This is a genomic window from Paenarthrobacter sp. TE3676, assembly GCF_056279165.1.
Window position 1 is genome coordinate 17,255 of record NZ_JBWBQU010000004.1, and the last position, 15,241, is coordinate 32,495.

General features: G+C 61.8%; 11 protein-coding genes. 5 read left to right on the forward strand and 6 right to left on the reverse strand.

Annotation, left to right across the window (positions count from 1 at the left end; all coding sequences use genetic code 11):
- Nucleotides 1-70 precede the first annotated feature (70 nt).
- From ACZ881_RS10725 to ACZ881_RS10740, 4 genes are read left to right on the forward strand one after another with little or no spacing between them, the layout of a single operon-like run.
- Complete coding sequence (locus tag ACZ881_RS10725) at nucleotides 71-2,605, forward strand: DEAD/DEAH box helicase (protein WP_091467332.1); 2,535 nt, start codon at nucleotides 71-73, stop codon at nucleotides 2,603-2,605.
- 11 nt (nucleotides 2,606-2,616) lie between these two features.
- Complete coding sequence (locus tag ACZ881_RS10730) at nucleotides 2,617-4,005, forward strand: CoA transferase (protein WP_476115056.1); 1,389 nt, start codon at nucleotides 2,617-2,619, stop codon at nucleotides 4,003-4,005.
- Nucleotides 4,006-4,037: 32 nt separating this feature from the next.
- Nucleotides 4,038-4,550: a GNAT family N-acetyltransferase gene (locus ACZ881_RS10735; protein WP_091467328.1), complete on the forward strand. Its 513-nt coding sequence runs from the start codon at nucleotides 4,038-4,040 to the stop codon at nucleotides 4,548-4,550.
- Entirely contained in the window at nucleotides 4,543-5,886 is a 1,344-nt protein-coding gene (locus ACZ881_RS10740) for an alpha/beta fold hydrolase (RefSeq protein ID WP_476115058.1), read from the forward strand. The genes ACZ881_RS10735 and ACZ881_RS10740 overlap by 8 nt, the downstream gene beginning before the upstream one ends.
- Here ACZ881_RS10740 and ACZ881_RS10745 read toward each other — a convergent pair.
- From ACZ881_RS10745 to coaE, 4 genes are all read right to left on the reverse strand, one after another.
- Entirely contained in the window at nucleotides 5,883-7,232 is a 1,350-nt protein-coding gene (locus tag ACZ881_RS10745) for an MFS transporter (protein ID WP_429329905.1), read from the reverse strand. The genes ACZ881_RS10740 and ACZ881_RS10745 overlap by 4 nt on opposite strands.
- 29 nt (nucleotides 7,233-7,261) lie before the next feature.
- Nucleotides 7,262-8,290, reverse strand: a complete 1,029-nt coding sequence (locus ACZ881_RS10750) for a TerC family protein (RefSeq protein ID WP_091467322.1) — start codon at nucleotides 8,288-8,290, stop codon at nucleotides 7,262-7,264.
- A gap of 168 nt (nucleotides 8,291-8,458) precedes the next feature.
- On the reverse strand, nucleotides 8,459-10,555 hold the full coding sequence (gene uvrB / locus ACZ881_RS10755) for an excinuclease ABC subunit UvrB (RefSeq protein ID WP_476115061.1): 2,097 nt from the start codon (nucleotides 10,553-10,555) through the stop codon (nucleotides 8,459-8,461).
- A 29-nt stretch (nucleotides 10,556-10,584) separates the two neighbouring features.
- Nucleotides 10,585-11,823: a dephospho-CoA kinase gene (gene coaE, locus ACZ881_RS10760; protein WP_476115064.1), complete on the reverse strand. Its 1,239-nt coding sequence runs from the start codon at nucleotides 11,821-11,823 to the stop codon at nucleotides 10,585-10,587.
- A gap of 22 nt (nucleotides 11,824-11,845) precedes the next feature.
- Between coaE and ACZ881_RS10765 the strand changes: the two genes are divergently transcribed.
- Nucleotides 11,846-12,535 carry an IMPACT family protein gene (locus ACZ881_RS10765; protein ID WP_476115067.1) on the forward strand — a complete coding sequence of 230 codons (690 nt, stop codon included), beginning with the start codon at nucleotides 11,846-11,848 and terminating at the stop codon, nucleotides 12,533-12,535.
- Between the two features lie 93 nt (nucleotides 12,536-12,628).
- Here ACZ881_RS10765 and rpsA read toward each other — a convergent pair whose 3' ends face one another.
- Together rpsA and ACZ881_RS10775 are read right to left on the reverse strand one after the other, a co-directional pair.
- The gene (rpsA, locus tag ACZ881_RS10770; protein ID WP_476115070.1) at nucleotides 12,629-14,104 is read right to left on the reverse strand and encodes a 30S ribosomal protein S1; all 1,476 of its coding nucleotides are present in this window, start codon (nucleotides 14,102-14,104) and stop codon (nucleotides 12,629-12,631) included.
- A gap of 183 nt (nucleotides 14,105-14,287) precedes the next feature.
- Entirely contained in the window at nucleotides 14,288-15,094 is an 807-nt protein-coding gene (locus tag ACZ881_RS10775) for a polysaccharide deacetylase family protein (RefSeq protein ID WP_476115074.1), read from the reverse strand.
- Nucleotides 15,095-15,241: the final 147 nt, after the last annotated feature.

The following is a 15,241-nucleotide window of genomic DNA, read 5'->3' on the forward strand; positions in this document are numbered from 1 at the left end:
AAAAGCCTCCTCGCGTCTGCCATGCCTGCTGGGCCGAGCCTAAACCGTCCGGGCACTAAGCTGGAAACCAATGAAACTTCTTGAGCAGCTCCCCGGTTCCACGGCCACCGGTCCTTTGGACCCGGACGAAATCTACACCCGGTTCGTGGCGTGGACTGAGAGCCGTGGATTGCAGCTATACCCGGCGCAGGACGAAGCGATCATGGAGCTTGCCTCCGGCGCGAACGTTATCCTGGCCACGCCCACGGGCTCCGGTAAATCCCTGGTAGCAATTGCGGCGCACTTTGAGGCAATGGCACGCGGCCAGCGGAGCTATTACACAGCCCCGATCAAAGCACTGGTTTCCGAGAAGTTCTTCGCACTCTGCGAGATCTTCGGTGCCGAAAATGTTGGCATGATCACCGGTGATTCCGGCGTGAACCAGGATGCCCCCATCATCTGCTGCACGGCGGAAATCCTGGCCAACATCGCCCTGCGCGAAGGCTCTGCGGCCGAGCTAGGCTCCGTGATCATGGACGAGTTCCACTTTTACTCCGACCCGCAGCGCGGTTGGGCGTGGCAGGTACCGCTCCTGGAACTCCCCCAGGCCCAGTTCCTCCTGATGTCCGCCACCCTGGGCGACGTCTCCCGATTCGAAACCGGTTTGTCTGAGCTGACGGGCCGGACCACCACGACTGTCAGCTCTGCGGAACGTCCCATTCCGCTGCATTACTACTACCACCTGACCCCGGTTCACGAGACGCTGGAAGAACTGCTCTCCACCAAGCAGGTTCCCGTCTATGTGGTGCATTTCAGCCAAGCGGAAGCTATCGAGCGGGCCCAAAACCTCATGAGCATCAACATGTGCAGCCGTGCTGAAAAGGACCGCATTGCAGAATTGATTGCGGGATTCAGGTTTGCCGCCGGCTTCGGAAAAACGCTCAACAGGCTGGTCCGGCACGGGATCGGGGTACATCACGCCGGAATGTTGCCCAAGTACCGCCGCTTGGTGGAACAGCTCGCCCAAGCAGGCCTCCTCAAGGTGATCTGCGGAACCGATACTTTGGGTGTGGGCATCAACGTGCCGATCCGGACGGTGCTGTTGACGGCTCTTAGCAAGTACGACGGCGTACGCACCAGATCGCTTAACTCACGTGAGTTCCACCAGATTGCCGGCCGCGCAGGCCGCGCCGGCTATGACACCGCCGGGACGGTGGTGGTTCAGGCTCCGGACCACGTGGTGGAGAACACCAAGGCCATGGCCAAAGCCACCGCCAAGTTTGGCGATGACCAGAAGAAACTGCGCCAAGTGGTCAAGAAAAAACCTCCGGAAGGGTTCGTTTCCTGGGGGGAGCCGACGTTCAAGCGTCTCGTGGAGTCTGTGCCCGAGCCTTTGACTTCCAGCTTTACGGTGACCCACGCGATGCTGTTGAACCTTATGGAACGGCCGGGCGATCCCTTCCAGGCAACCCGGCGCCTGCTCAGTGAGAACCATGAGAGCCGCCCGGCGCAGCTCAAGTTGATGAAGAAGGCCCTGGGAATCTACAGGGAATTGCTGGCCGCGGGTGTGGTGGAACGCATCCCGGAGGAGGAACAGGAGGCTGAAGGGCGCTCAGTCCGGCTGACTGTTCACCTGCAGGCAAACTTTGCCCTTAACCAGCCGCTCTCCCCCTTTGCGCTTGCCGCGTTGGAGCTCCTTGATCCCGAGTCTCCCTCCTACGCCTTGGATGTTGTCTCCGTCATTGAGTCCACGCTGGAGAAGCCGCGCCAGATTCTCTCTGCCCAGCAGAAGAAGGCTCGAGGCGAGGCTGTTGCCGCCATGAAGGCTGACGGCATTGAGTATGACCAGCGCATGGCCATGCTGGACGAAGTTACCTATCCCATGCCCTTGGCGGAGATTCTCGGCGAGGCCTTCGAGGTCTACCGGAAGGCGGCCCCCTGGGTGGGCGACTTCGAGCTCGCTCCGAAATCGATTATCCGGGACATGTATGAGCGTGCCATGAACTTTGGCGAGTTCGTGCAGTTCTATGGCCTTGCCCGGTCGGAGGGCATCGTCCTGCGTTACCTGGCGGATGGCTTCCGCGCACTCAGGCAGACGGTTCCCCAGGATTCGCTCCGCGAGGACCTTGAAGACCTCATCGCGTGGCTGGGTGAGCTGGTGCGCCAAGTGGATTCCAGCCTCTTGGACGAGTGGGAAGAGCTCACGTCCGGGCTTGCCCCCACACCCCATGACGCTCCCCCGCCCCCGCCGCCGCTGCTGACCACCAACATCCGGGCTTTCCGGGTCATGGTGCGGAATGAGATGTTCCGCAGGGTTGAACTTTTTGCGGACGAGGATTCCGCAGCCTTGGGCGAACTCGACGCCGATGCCGGCTGGGACGCCGAGCGGTGGGAAGAAGTCCTGGACGACTACTTCGACGAACATGACGACATCGGCACCGGTCCTGATGCGCGGGGTCCCGGGTTGCTCATCATCACTGAGGAACCAGGGACGTGGAAGGTCCGGCAGATCTTCGATGACCCTGCGGGCAACCACGATTGGGGAATTTCGGCCGAGGTGGACTTGGCAGCATCCGATGAGACTGGAACCGCCGTGGTCCGGGTGACAGACGTCAACAGGCTCTAGGTCCACGTGCGATGAAACCCGGCGCCGTTGAATCCGTCCCGGACCTGACCGCCGGCTTGCGGGAGATGGAAGCCTTACGCGGGGAGCAGCGGGCGGCCTGTACTGGTTCGCGTCGATGGTGGGGCGGCGGCCTGGACGTGGAGGGTTTGGCGCTGGGTTCGGTTCAAGCCGCCGCTACAGCGCTCAATGCGCTGACTGGCCACCCAGGCAGATACTCGATTGACTCAGGCCTGACTGCAGCGTCTTTCGATTCACTGGGGCACCTTCGGGTTGAGGGGCGGAAACCCCAAGGCTTCGCTCCCACGTCGGGATTCCGGCGCACGGCCGATGGCTGGATCCGCCTCCACGCCAACTACCCTCATCACGCAGCACGGCTGATGGAAGCGTTGTCGGCCACAGTGCCGCGGGACGTTGACCCTGCGCTGTTGGCTATGACGTCCTTGGAGGCCGAGACTGTGATCGCGGCTCACAAGGGGGTGGCTGCCGCTGTCCGGAGCCGCGAGGAATGGGTGGCCTCGCCGATGCATGGCGCGGCAATCTCCGGTCCGTGGATCAGCCTCTCGCGTTCTGATATTCGGTCCGTGGGTTCGGATTCCACGCCATGGATGCCGGCGGAGAACCCGTTTCAGCCGTTGGATGGGTTGAGAGTGCTCGACCTGACACGCGTCATCGCCGGCCCTACTGCCACGCGCCTGCTGGGTGCCCTGGGCGCAGACGTCCTGCGCATCGACCCACCCGTCCTTCCGGAGCTGATCGATGCTTTTATCGACGCCGGGTTCGACAAGCGCAGCGCCGAAGCTGATTTCAGGAAGAATGAAGACATTGCAACTGTGCATGCTCTCGTCGCCTCAGCAGATGTGGTGGTCACCGGATACCGGGACGGGGGCTTGGACAAATTCGGATTGAGCCAGGACGCGCTGCTCGCCATCAAGCCTGGGCTGGTGGTTGTCACACTTACCGCATGGGGCAGCAGCGGGCCGTGGAAGGGACGGCGGGGCTTTGACAGCCTCGTCCAGGCAGCCTGCGGAATCGCTGAGCGGTATGGGCGGCATCACGACGACGGGTGGACACCTGGTGCGCTTCCGGTTCAGGCACTGGACCACGCCACAGGATACGGACTCGCGGCGGCAGTGCTGGCCCTGCTGGCCGAGCGACTCATGACCGGAACCGGTGGAGCAGCGAAACTCTCCCTGGCGCGGACGGCCGAGGAGCTCTTCGCCCTGCCTTCCGGCCACCAAGGCAGCCCGGTGAGCCAACTCCATGAACCGGAGTACCTTGAAGCGGACAGCCCCTACGGCGAGCTCAGGTTCGTAGGGCCGCCCCTTGTGGTGGCGGGCACACCGCTCACGTACCGGGAACCGCCCGTACGTTATGGAACGTCTACGCTCGCCTGGCGGTAGGAGTCCGGCAAGCCCCTAGTAAGCTCGAATGCATGAGTGTAATCCGCCCCGCCACCGTTGACGACGTTCCCGCCATCCTGCGTATGATCCACGACCTCGCGATCTACGAAAAGGAACCGGACGCAGTTAAGAACACCCCGGCCATGCTCACCGAAGTACTCTTCGGCGAGAACCCCCGGGTATACGCCACCATTGCCGAAAACAGCTCCGGCACAGTTCAAGGTTTCGCGCTCTGGTTCCTGAACTACTCCACATGGGAAGGCGTCCACGGCATCTACCTTGAGGACCTCTACGTAGTGCCGGATGCCCGTGGCGAGGGCCACGGAAAGGCGCTCCTGCAATATCTGGCCGCCACCGCCGTCGAACGCGGTTACGCCCGGGTGGAATGGAGCGTCCTGAACTGGAACGAACCCTCCATCAACTTCTACAAGAACCTTGGTGCTTTCCCCATGGAGGAATGGTCGACGTTCAGGCTGACAGGCGACGCACTCCAGGCCTTCGGAGCGAACGTCAGTGAGGCGAAAGAGGCGCTGACCCGTGGCTGAACCGTACGTAGCTGACGAGCGGGCCGCCACCGGCAGGCACATCATCCAAGCCCGCCACGAATTCCGTGGACTACGGACGGCGGAGCACTACTTCACTGTTCCCTTGACGCATCAGGCAGACGTACCCGACGAGACGATCACGGTCTTCGCCCGGGAATACTCGTCCACTGACCATTCGGCGGACGAAGCCGCCAAGCTGCCGTGGCTCTTGTTCCTCCAAGGGGGGCCCGGCGGCAGGGGCAATCGTGTAACGTCGCTGTCCGGCTGGATGAAGGCGGCAGCGAAGGACTTCCGCATCCTCATGCTTGACCAACGCGGCACCGGACTGTCCACCCCGATTGAGCGTCAGTCATTGGAGCTCCGGGGTGACGCCGCGTCGCAGGCAGAATACCTGACCCACTTCCGTGCCGATTCCATTGTGGCCGACGCCGAGTACATCCGAGGTGTCCTGGGCTCCGGACCCTGGTCAGTGCTGGGACAGAGCTTCGGCGGGTTCTGTGCACTGACGTACCTGTCCTACGCGCCGGAAGGACTGCGCGAAGTGCTCATCACGGGCGGCCTGGCACCGCTCCACGGTTCAGCGGAGCGGGTGTATCAAGCAACGTTCCGTCGGGTTGCCGCCAGGAACGCCGAGTATTTCTCGTGGTACCCGGAGGACCGGAAAAAGGTCACGCGCATTGCCCGTCATTTGGAGCAGCACCCTGAATTCCTCGCCAGTGGCGAACGGCTAACGCCGGAGCGTTTCCAAATGGTGGGATCCTTCCTGGGCGGCAACACCCGGGTTGATGCGCTTCACTATCTTTTGGAGGACGCGTTCATCGACATGCCCTCCGGCGAGCGGTTGTCCGAATCATTCCTTGAACAAGTACGGGGACTGGTGAGTCGGGCGGCCAATCCGCTCTACGCCGTCCTGCACGAATCAATCTACGCTCAGGGAGAGGCAACCAACTGGGCCGCCTGGCGCGTTCTGGAGGACTACCCGGAGTTCAAGCCGGAAGCCGGGGAGCCTCTGCTCACAGGCGAAATGGTGTATCCGTGGTATTTCGAACAGGATCCCGCGCTGGTTCCCTTACGCGATGTGGCCGAACAACTGGCCGCCCGCAAGGACTGGAAACCGTTGTATGACCCCACCCGGTTGGCGTCCAACACTGTTCCCGTCGCAGCGGCTGTGTACAAGGACGACATCTACGTGGATCATGATCTATCGCTTGAGACCGCGGCCGCGGTGCGCGGACTTCAAACCTGGGTTACGTCGGACTTCCATCATGACGGCATCGGTGAAGACGGTGAGGGCATCTTCGGGAGGCTCTTCGGTATGGTGCGCTCCAACCGTTAGGTGGAGGTGCCATCGGTGCGGCCATCTATCGAGGTGGCCGCCCGCTGCCGGGTTGCCGTGACGGCTGTCAGGGCCAGCACGGCTGCGGCGAGAAGGCTGGAAGCGATATTGAGCCCTTGATAGCCGATCCACGCAAGAAGCAGGCCTGAGGTTGCGCCTCCGAGCGCCCCCGCGGCACCCATCAGGGTGTCGGAGACACCCTGCACGGTGACCCGTTGGTCAGGTACGACGCTCTCGGCCAAAAGCGTTGATCCAGCAATGGTTGCCGCCGACCAGCCCAGTCCCAGGAGAATCAATCCCGCTGTCACCAACACAGGCTCCTGCTGGCCGAACCCGGCGATGAACACCGCCACGAGAAGAAGTCCATGGCCCATGGCAATGGTCTGAAATCGGCCGGCCTTGTCCGTTAGCCAACCCCAGAGCGGAGACAGGGCGAACATTCCAGCAATGTGGAGGGAAATCGTGAGCCCGATAACCACCAGTGCATCCGTGCTGTCGGTGGTTCCGTGGTGTCCCTCATGGGATCCGCCCACCAGCTGTTGAAGATGCAGTGGGGTCATGGACATGACCGCCACCATGACGCCGTGCGCAGCCACGACGGCTGCCAGGGCCAGTATCGCCTGCGGTGATGATCGGACGGCTCGAAGACCGGACCGGATGGTTCCCCGGACAGGCTGAGGTCCCGGCTCGCCGCTAACGTCGGCCTGACGGGCCAAGCGGCGGGACAGCAGCAGAGGATCCGGCCGTAGTCCCGCGTACAGTAGCCCGGCCGCCAGGAACAATCCCACGGCCGAGAACACAAAGGGGCCGGCGATGGGCGGCAGGCCCAGTGCCGCACCTACGGCGGCTCCTGGCTGTATCAGGTTGGGCCCTGCCACAGCCCCGATGGTGATGGCCCAGACCACCGTGGACAATGATCGTCCGCGGTGCTCCGGTTCGGCGAGGTCGACGGCGGCGAAACGAGCCTGCAGGTTCGCGGCTGTGCCAAGGCCGAGAAAAGCTGCGCCAAGCAGAAGCAGGACGAACGACTCGCTCATCACTGCGGCGATGATGAGCAAGGCACCCACCATCGCAGCTGCCAGGCCGGTGACGAGTCCTACGCGCCGGCCCCGTGCCTCAGCCAACCTTGCCAGCGGCAGTGCTGCGATTGCTGCAGCCAGTGTCAGGACGGTGGTGATGGAGCCGGCCCAGGCTTCGGAACCTGATAAGTCCACGGCCAGCAGGGACCCGATGGAAAGAGTCGCCCCATTGCCAACGCCGCTGAGCAGCTGTGCGGAGCTGAGCAGGAAAACAGTACGGCGCTGAACCCGTTGTGGGTCCAGCGCCGTAGTTGAAGTGGTAGTCACTTCACGAGACTACAACCTTTGGAGGTCAGTTACTCGGCCTCGCTCATGCTCTTCTTGGCATCTGCCTCGAGTCGGGCATCCAGCTTGGCTTGCCGTGCCTGCGGGCTCATCAAGCTGGCTACGACAGCAACGATGATGGTACCGACGATGACAGCCAACGACACATAGGTGGGGATCTCGGGAGCCCACTCGATGTGGTGTCCGCCGTTGATGAACGGAAGTTCGTTCACGTGCATTGCGTGCAGGACAAGCTTGACACCAATGAAGGCCAGGATGACGGACAGGGCGTGCTTCAGGTACACCAGGCGTGTCATGAGTCCACCGAGGAGGAAGTACAGCTGACGCAAGCCCATCAAGGCGAAGATGTTCGCAGTGAAAACGATGAAGGCGCTTTGGGTCAGGCCGAAGATCGCGGGGATGGAGTCCACGGCAAACAGGAGGTCCGTGAGGCCGATGGTGATGAAGACGATCAGCATGGGCGTGAAGACCTTCTTGCCGTCCACCACGGTGCGGATCTTGTTGCCGTCGAACTTCTCGGACATCGGCAAGACCTTGCGCAGGCGGGCGATCAGAGGGTTTTCTGCGCCTTCTTCTTCATCTTCGCCGGAGTCCTTGGCCTGCTTCCAGGCCGTCCAGAGAAGGAACGCGCCGAAGATGTAGAAGACCCAGCTGAACTGCTCGATGACCACAGCGCCCAAGGCGATGAAGATACCGCGAAGGATCAGCGCGATGATGATGCCCACCATCAGCACTTCCTGCTGGTACTTACGGGGCACCGAGAAGCGGGCCATGATGATGATGAACACAAAGAGGTTGTCGATGCTCAGGCTGTACTCAGTGACCCAGCCTGCGACGAATTGGCCGCCATATTCGGGGCCTGCAAAGACGAACATTGCAACTGCAAAGAGCAGGGCAAGCGCGACGTAGAAGCCGACCCACAGGCCGGCTTCCTTCATGGAAGGTTCATGGGGACGCTTGACGACCAACAGGAGGTCGATCAGCAGGATGATTCCGAGAGCGACAAAGGAGCCGATCTCAAACCAGACGGGAAGCTGCATTAAAGGTGCCTTTCGCAGGGTACGGGAAAGCGGTGTAAGTCTCTCCGGCCTGCCAGGGTGCGGTGAATGCAAATTTTGGCGGCCCGCTAGATCCGGCGAGGCATCTGTGCCTTGCGTGCTGACGGACGTAGCGCTTGGGATACTCCCCTACGTGACCTCAACCTTACCTTAGGCGTGCCCGGCGGACTGCATCTGGCGTAATTCGCGCTTCAATTCCTTGACTTCATCGCGGATGCGGGCAGCGACCTCGAACTGCAGCTCAGCAGCCGCCCCGTGCATCTGTTCGGTCAATTGCTCAATGAGGCCTACAAGGTCTTCAGCGGGAGCTGCGGCAAGGCCATCCTGCCGAACTGTGGCGGCACCCTTGGCGGCCGCCTTGCGCCTGCCGCCCTTGGCCAGCCTGTTGTTGTTGAGCAGTTCCTGGGTGTCCGCGTCTTCCTTGGCCAGCTGATCGGTGATGTCCGCAATCTTCTTGCGCAACGGCTGCGGGTCTATGCCGTGATCCGTGTTGTACTGCACCTGGATAGCTCGGCGCCGGTTGGTCTCCTCAATGGCATGGGCCATGGAGTCGGTAATCCGGTCCGCATACATATGTACCTGACCCGAAACGTTACGGGCGGCACGGCCGATGGTCTGGATGAGGGAGGTGGAGGAACGCAGGAAACCTTCCTTGTCGGCATCCAGAATGCTGACGAGGGAAACCTCGGGAAGGTCCAAACCTTCGCGGAGCAGGTTGATGCCCACCAGGACGTCGAAGACGCCCATTCGAAGTTCGCGGAGCAGTTCCACTCGACGCAGGGTATCGACGTCGGAGTGAAGATACTCCACCTTGACGCCGTGACCCACGAGGTAGTCCGTAAGGTCTTCTGCCATGCGCTTGGTCAAGGTGGTAACCAGGACGCGTTCATTCTTTTCCGTGCGGGTCCTGATTTCACCGAGCAGGTCGTCAATCTGTCCCTTGGTGGGCTTGACCACTACTTCGGGGTCGATAAGGCCGGTGGGGCGAATGATCTGCTGCACATAGCCGTCGGCTTTACCGAGCTCGTACTTACCCGGGGTTGCGGACAGATACACGGTCTGGCCGATGCGTTGCAGGAATTCATCCCATTTGAGGGGCCGGTTGTCCATCGCCGACGGCAGGCGGAAGCCGAAGTCCACGAGGTTGCGCTTACGGGACATATCGCCCTCGTACATGGCACCGATCTGCGGAATGGTGACATGGGACTCATCAACCACCAGCAGGAAGTCATCCGGGAAGTAGTCGATCAGGCAGTGGGGTGCCGTTCCCGGCTCGCGGCCATCGATGTGCACGGAGTAGTTCTCAATGCCGTTGCAGAACCCCATCTGCTGCATCATTTCGAGGTCGTACGTAGTGCGCATCCGGAGTCTCTGGGCTTCCACAAGCTTGTTCTGGCCTTCGAGGACCTTTAAGCGGTCAGCAAGTTCGTCCTCGATCCGCTTGATGGCACGGGCCATGCGCTCAGGACCCGCCACATAGTGCGAGGCCGGGAACACGTACATCTCTTCCTCGTCCCGGAGAACCTCACCGGTGAGGGGATGGAGTGTCTGGATGTTCTCGATTTCATCACCGAAGAACTCGATCCGAATGGCGAGTTCCTCGTACATGGGGATGATCTCAACGGTATCGCCACGGACCCGGAAGGTGCCCCGATGGAAGTCCATGTCGTTGCGTGCGTACTGCATGGAGACGAACTTCCGGAGGAGATGGTCGCGGTTCATTTCTGCGCCCTTGCGGAGCGTCACCATGCCGGCGATGTACTCTTCAGGCGTACCCAGGCCGTAGATGCAGGACACCGTGGCCACCACGATGACGTCGCGGCGGGTCAGGAGGGCGTTAGTGGCAGAGTGCCGAAGCCGTTCCACTTCCTCATTGATGGAGGAGTCTTTTTCGATGAAGGTGTCCGTCTGCGCTACGTAGGCCTCTGGCTGGTAATAGTCGTAGTAGGAGACGAAGTATTCCACCGCATTATTAGGCAGCAGCTCCCGGAATTCATTGGCCAGCTGGGCTGCAAGGGTCTTGTTCTGGACCATCACCAGGGTGGGCCGCTGGACCTGTTCGATGAGCCATGCCGTGGTGGCGCTCTTGCCCGTACCAGTGGCGCCGAGCAGGACAACGTCCTTTTCACCGTTGTTGATTCGTTCGGTCAGTTCTGCGATGGCAGTCGGCTGATCACCCGCGGGTTTAAACTCACTGATCACTTCGAAAGGCGCGACGACACGGTTGATTTCCTGGGCAAGGCTCATGAAACCAATCTACCCCCGCCCTAGGACAGCTACTGTCCGCGTTTGCCTTCAGCTGAAGACATATACGACGGCGGCATCCAGCCTGTGCGCTCGGCCCAGGCATTCATGAGCGGCCAGGCAACCTCGGTGAACCACGGCTCCTTTGCGTCAGCGTAGTCCCCCGTGCCGTGATCCGCCGCGTGCGCGGCCGCCAATTCCTGCTTGTGCGCCTGGTAAAGGGTCAGGGCAGACTGCTCTGCCCGCAACCAGTCGCGGAAAAGCAGCGCATAGCGCCATCCGGGCGAGCCGGCCACCCGGACATGAAGGTTCACCGGCCGACCTGGATCTGCGTTGGCATGGAGTCTCTTCTGCCACGCTGCGGGATCGGGTTGGGAGGGCTTTGGGGTGTCTTGGTTAGCCTCCGGCACGGCGGGGAAGCCGGCAGCGGCAAGGAGCGGCGCGATCCTGTCCGCCGTCGCAAGATCGGCCACAGCGAGTTGGAGGTCAATCACGTCCTTTGCCGCCAGGCCCGGTACCGACGTGGAGCCGATATGGTCCACTGCAAGGATGTCGTGGGGAGCGGCAACGAGAACCCGCTCCGCGAGCCGCTCAGCCTGGACCCCCCACTCCCCCTTCGACCGGCTCATGACAGGGCCATCTTTACGGGAGGCCCTGGCGCCCCGGCTGAGGTTCTCCGCGAAGGGGATCAGGCGCCGCTCCCACAAAGCCTCGACGGCGGTGAGCAACTCTTCCCGGCTTCCGGAGTTGGTCAGGACAACGTCGGCAGCAGCATTGCGCTCCGCACGCGTGGCCTGTGAAGCCATACGGGCCAAGGCGTCATCCCTGGACATCCGGCGGAACTCCACCATGCGCTGAATGCGCACTTCATCAGGAGCATCCACCACCAGTACCAAATGGAAGCTACTACCCTGCCCGGTCTCGACGAGGAGCGGAATGTCCTGGACCACGATGTCACCAGGGCCGGCACCTGACACAATCGCTGCAGCAGCCTCGCGGACCAGCGGATGGATGATGCCGTTGAGTACTTGGCGTTGAGTAGGGTCCTGAAACACGATGGAACCCAGTTTGGGCCGGTCGAGCCTTCCCGTTTCGTCAAGGATTCCAGGACCGAATGCGTCCACGACGCCAGCCAGTCCTGGAGTTCCAGGCTCCACTACTTCCCGCGCAATGAGGTCCGCGTCCACAAGGATGGCACCCAATTCCTGCAGCTTGGATGCCACCAGTGATTTCCCTGAGGCGATGCCGCCCGTCAGCCCGATCTTCAGCACCCTCCAACACTAGACTGAAGCGGTGGAAAATGAGGATGACAGCCGCGCGACAACGTACACGACACTCGCTGTGGGTTCGGATTTCCGCCACGAACTGGAGATCCGGCGGTCCCGTTTCATTACCGTTCTTCGGCGCTCACCAGACGAGGAAACCGCCCGCTCATTGGTTAGTGACCTGCGGCGTGAATTCCACGACGCCCGTCACCATTGCTCGGCCTTCGTCATAGGTCCTGATCGGATGATTCAACGGTCCAGCGACGACGGCGAACCCTCGGGCACGGCAGGCATTCCGATGCTGGAGGCCCTGATCAAACGCGAGACCGTGCCGGGGGTGACGGACCTCAGCGACGTAAGTGTCGTCGTCGTGCGCTATTTCGGTGGAATCCTCCTGGGTGCGGGCGGCCTTGTCCGTGCGTACTCCGAATCGGTGTCGGCAGCCCTGGACCGGGCACCGTTGGTTCATCGGCGAAGGCTGCGCCTGTGCGCCATCGACGTCCCCCATGCCGAGGCCGGCCGTTTGGAGAACGAACTTCGCAGCGCCGGGTACGTCATGGCGGAGACCGGATACGAACCCCGGCACACCGTACTGCGAGTGGCTTTCCCGGATGATGCAGCAGCAATTTCGGCGGCCCGCTCACGGCTGGCTTCGCTGACAGCCGGCAACGTGGAGCTCAGGCCACAGGGAACCGAATGGGTTGACGTCCCCCGCTAAACATGGCCGGCTACGCGGATACGCAAAAGGACCCCTGCCCGGAGGCAGGGGTCCTTTTTTGGCTATTCAGCACATCCCGTGAGGGAGGCGGAATTAGTTGCCGGTCAGCTTCTCACGCAGTGCGGCGAGTGCTTCGTCAGACGCCAGGGTACCAGCGTTGGCCTCGGCAGCAGCCGGCTCCGAGGAGTAGCTGGTGGTGCCGGAATCGCTCTCACCGGACGTTGCAGCAGCAGCGTCGTCAGCAGCGTGCTGGGCAACCTGCTTCTTGTGGGCTTCCCAGCGGGTCTGGGCGTCAGCGTACTGCTGCTCCCAAGCGGCGCGCTGGGTCTCGTAGCCTTCGAGCCATTCGTTCGACTCGGGGTCGAAGCCCTCAGGGTACTTGTAGTTGCCCTCTTCGTCGTACTCAGCGGCCATGCCGTACAGAGCGGGATCGAACTCGGTGCTGTCAGCGTCAACGCCCTCGTTAGCCTGCTTGAGGGAGAGGGAGATACGGCGACGCTCGAGGTCGATGTCGATGACCTTGACGAACAGTTCGTCGCCAACGGAGACAACCTGCTCTGCGAGCTCCACGTGGCGGACAGCCAGTTCGGAGATGTGCACGAGGCCTTCGATGCCGTCTTCGACGCGAACGAACGCACCGAACGGAACCAGCTTGGTGACCTTACCCGGAACAACCTGGCCGAGGGCGTGGGTGCGGGCAAAGGTCTGCCACGGATCTTCCTGCGTAGCCTTGAGCGACAGGGAGACACGCTCGCGGTCCAGATCCACTTCAAGGACCTCGACGGTGACTTCCTGGCCAACCTCAACAACCTCGGACGGGTGGTCGATGTGCTTCCAGGACAGCTCGGAAACGTGAACGAGGCCGTCTACGCCGCCCAGGTCCACGAATGCACCGAAGTTGACGATGGAGGAAACGACGCCCGGACGAACCTGGCCCTTTTCCAGCTTGTTGAGGAACGTGGAGCGAACCTCGGACTGAGTCTGCTCGAGCCATGCACGGCGGGACAGCACAACGTTGTTGCGGTTCTTGTCCAGCTCGATGATCTTGGCTTCGATCTGCTGACCGATGTACGGAGCGAGGTCGCGGACACGACGCATCTCCACGAGCGATGCGGGCAGGAAGCCGCGCAGGCCGATGTCCAGGATGAGGCCACCCTTGACAACCTCGATGACGGTACCGGTAACGACACCGTCTTCTTCCTTGACCTTCTCGATGTCGCCCCAGGCACGCTCGTACTGAGCACGCTTCTTGGAGAGGATCAGACGGCCTTCTTTGTCTTCCTTGGTGAGAACCAAAGCTTCGACCTGATCGCCAACGGCGACGACGTCACCGGGATCAACATCGTGCTTGATGGAAAGCTCGCGGGAAGGGATGACACCTTCGGTCTTGTAACCGATGTCGAGCAGAACTTCGTCGCGGTCGACCTTGACGACGGTACCTTCGACGAGGTCTCCGTCGTTGAAGTACTTAATGGTGGCGTCGACAGCTGCGAGGAAGTCCTCAGCGGTACCGATGTCGTTAATGGCGACTACGGGGGTACCGGGCTTCTCGGTGGAGGTGATGGTCATGTAGTAGGGGCTCCGTTGTGGATAGTTAGTCGGTCAGGCAAACCGCTGCCGCCCGGGTCCGGACGGCAGAACACGGCAAAATACCGGGTCAACCTGATTTGTGGATTAGTACAAATGGATGCATGCACGTAGTACACGCCCGTTTATTCTAGTCGCATTGGCAAAGCAGGGTCAAAAGGAGTGTCACGGCGAGAGGATGTCTCCCAAACGCGTGAACGTCACTCCCTGATCCAGTAGCTGTGGCAGGGCACGCGCATAGCCGCCGGCTGTGCCTGCGGCCGGTCTGTTGAAGTGTGAAATGACGATGTCTCCGGGCGCCACCCGCCCCACTTCGGCGGCAACGGTGGCCGCCGAAAACGTTGCGCCGCCGTCGCCGTTGACTGTGAAGTTGACTGGCAGCATACCGAGCCTTCGCGTCACCTCGACTGCGACGTCGTCGTAGAACGCAGTACCCGGACGGAAAAACTGTGAGACCTTGCCACTGATCTCCTGGAGGATCGCCTGGTTACCCATGAGTTCGTCGTAAACAGCGGCAACGGTGGCGGTTCCATGGATGCCATACGCTGCCCTGCCGTTCACCGACAGCGGGAGGTGGACGGTGCCGTGATTGGCGAGTTCAAACAGCGGGTCGAGCGCCAGTTCAGCCGAAAGCGAGGGGTTGGCGTGGAGCCATCGGCTGTTGACGAACAGGGTTGCAGGGACCTTGTGCCGGCGAAGAGTGTTCAGCAGTGCGTGATCGCACCCTGTGCCCCCGGGCCCACCGCAAGCGTCGAATGTCAACGCCACGTGATGCGACCGCGAATTGTTCACGACCCCCGTCACATGCAGTCCCCATTCCTTGGGCTGCCTCCCCGCGAACTCCGCCACGATTTGTTGCTTGTCAGGTATCGACTTGGGACGAACGGCCGGGGCGAGGGCAGCGGCCGCCTGTTCACTGGACCTGGTGGCTATGGAGGGTGGCGGTACGGCCGGTCCCGTTCGGTGAGACATTGGAGCGGGCGGGCTTGTGCTTGACGTGGCAGGCTGCGTCGTACCGCCCCTGTCCGCACACGCCGTCAGGGCGGCGGACGCAAGGCCCGCCATTCCAAGCAGCACTGATCGCCGGCCGGCCAATGGCCGCCGCTTGGAATCCCCCAT

What these genes read in the sequence shown, in the direction of transcription:
- ACZ881_RS10730 (WP_476115056.1), top strand. Translation starts at nt 2,617, where the DNA reads ATGAAACCCGGCGCCGTTGAATCCGTCCCGGACCTGACCGCCGGCTTG.
- uvrB (WP_476115061.1), bottom strand. Translation starts at nt 10,555, where the DNA reads ATGAGCCTTGCCCAGGAAATCAACCGTGTCGTCGCGCCTTTCGAAGTG.
- ACZ881_RS10735 (WP_091467328.1), top strand. Translation starts at nt 4,038, where the DNA reads ATGAGTGTAATCCGCCCCGCCACCGTTGACGACGTTCCCGCCATCCTG.
- ACZ881_RS10750 (WP_091467322.1), bottom strand. Translation starts at nt 8,290, where the DNA reads ATGCAGCTTCCCGTCTGGTTTGAGATCGGCTCCTTTGTCGCTCTCGGA.
- ACZ881_RS10725 (WP_091467332.1), top strand. Translation starts at nt 71, where the DNA reads ATGAAACTTCTTGAGCAGCTCCCCGGTTCCACGGCCACCGGTCCTTTG.
- rpsA (WP_476115070.1), bottom strand. Translation starts at nt 14,104, where the DNA reads ATGACCATCACCTCCACCGAGAAGCCCGGTACCCCCGTAGTCGCCATT.
- ACZ881_RS10775 (WP_476115074.1), bottom strand. Translation starts at nt 15,094, where the DNA reads ATGTCTCACCGAACGGGACCGGCCGTACCGCCACCCTCCATAGCCACC.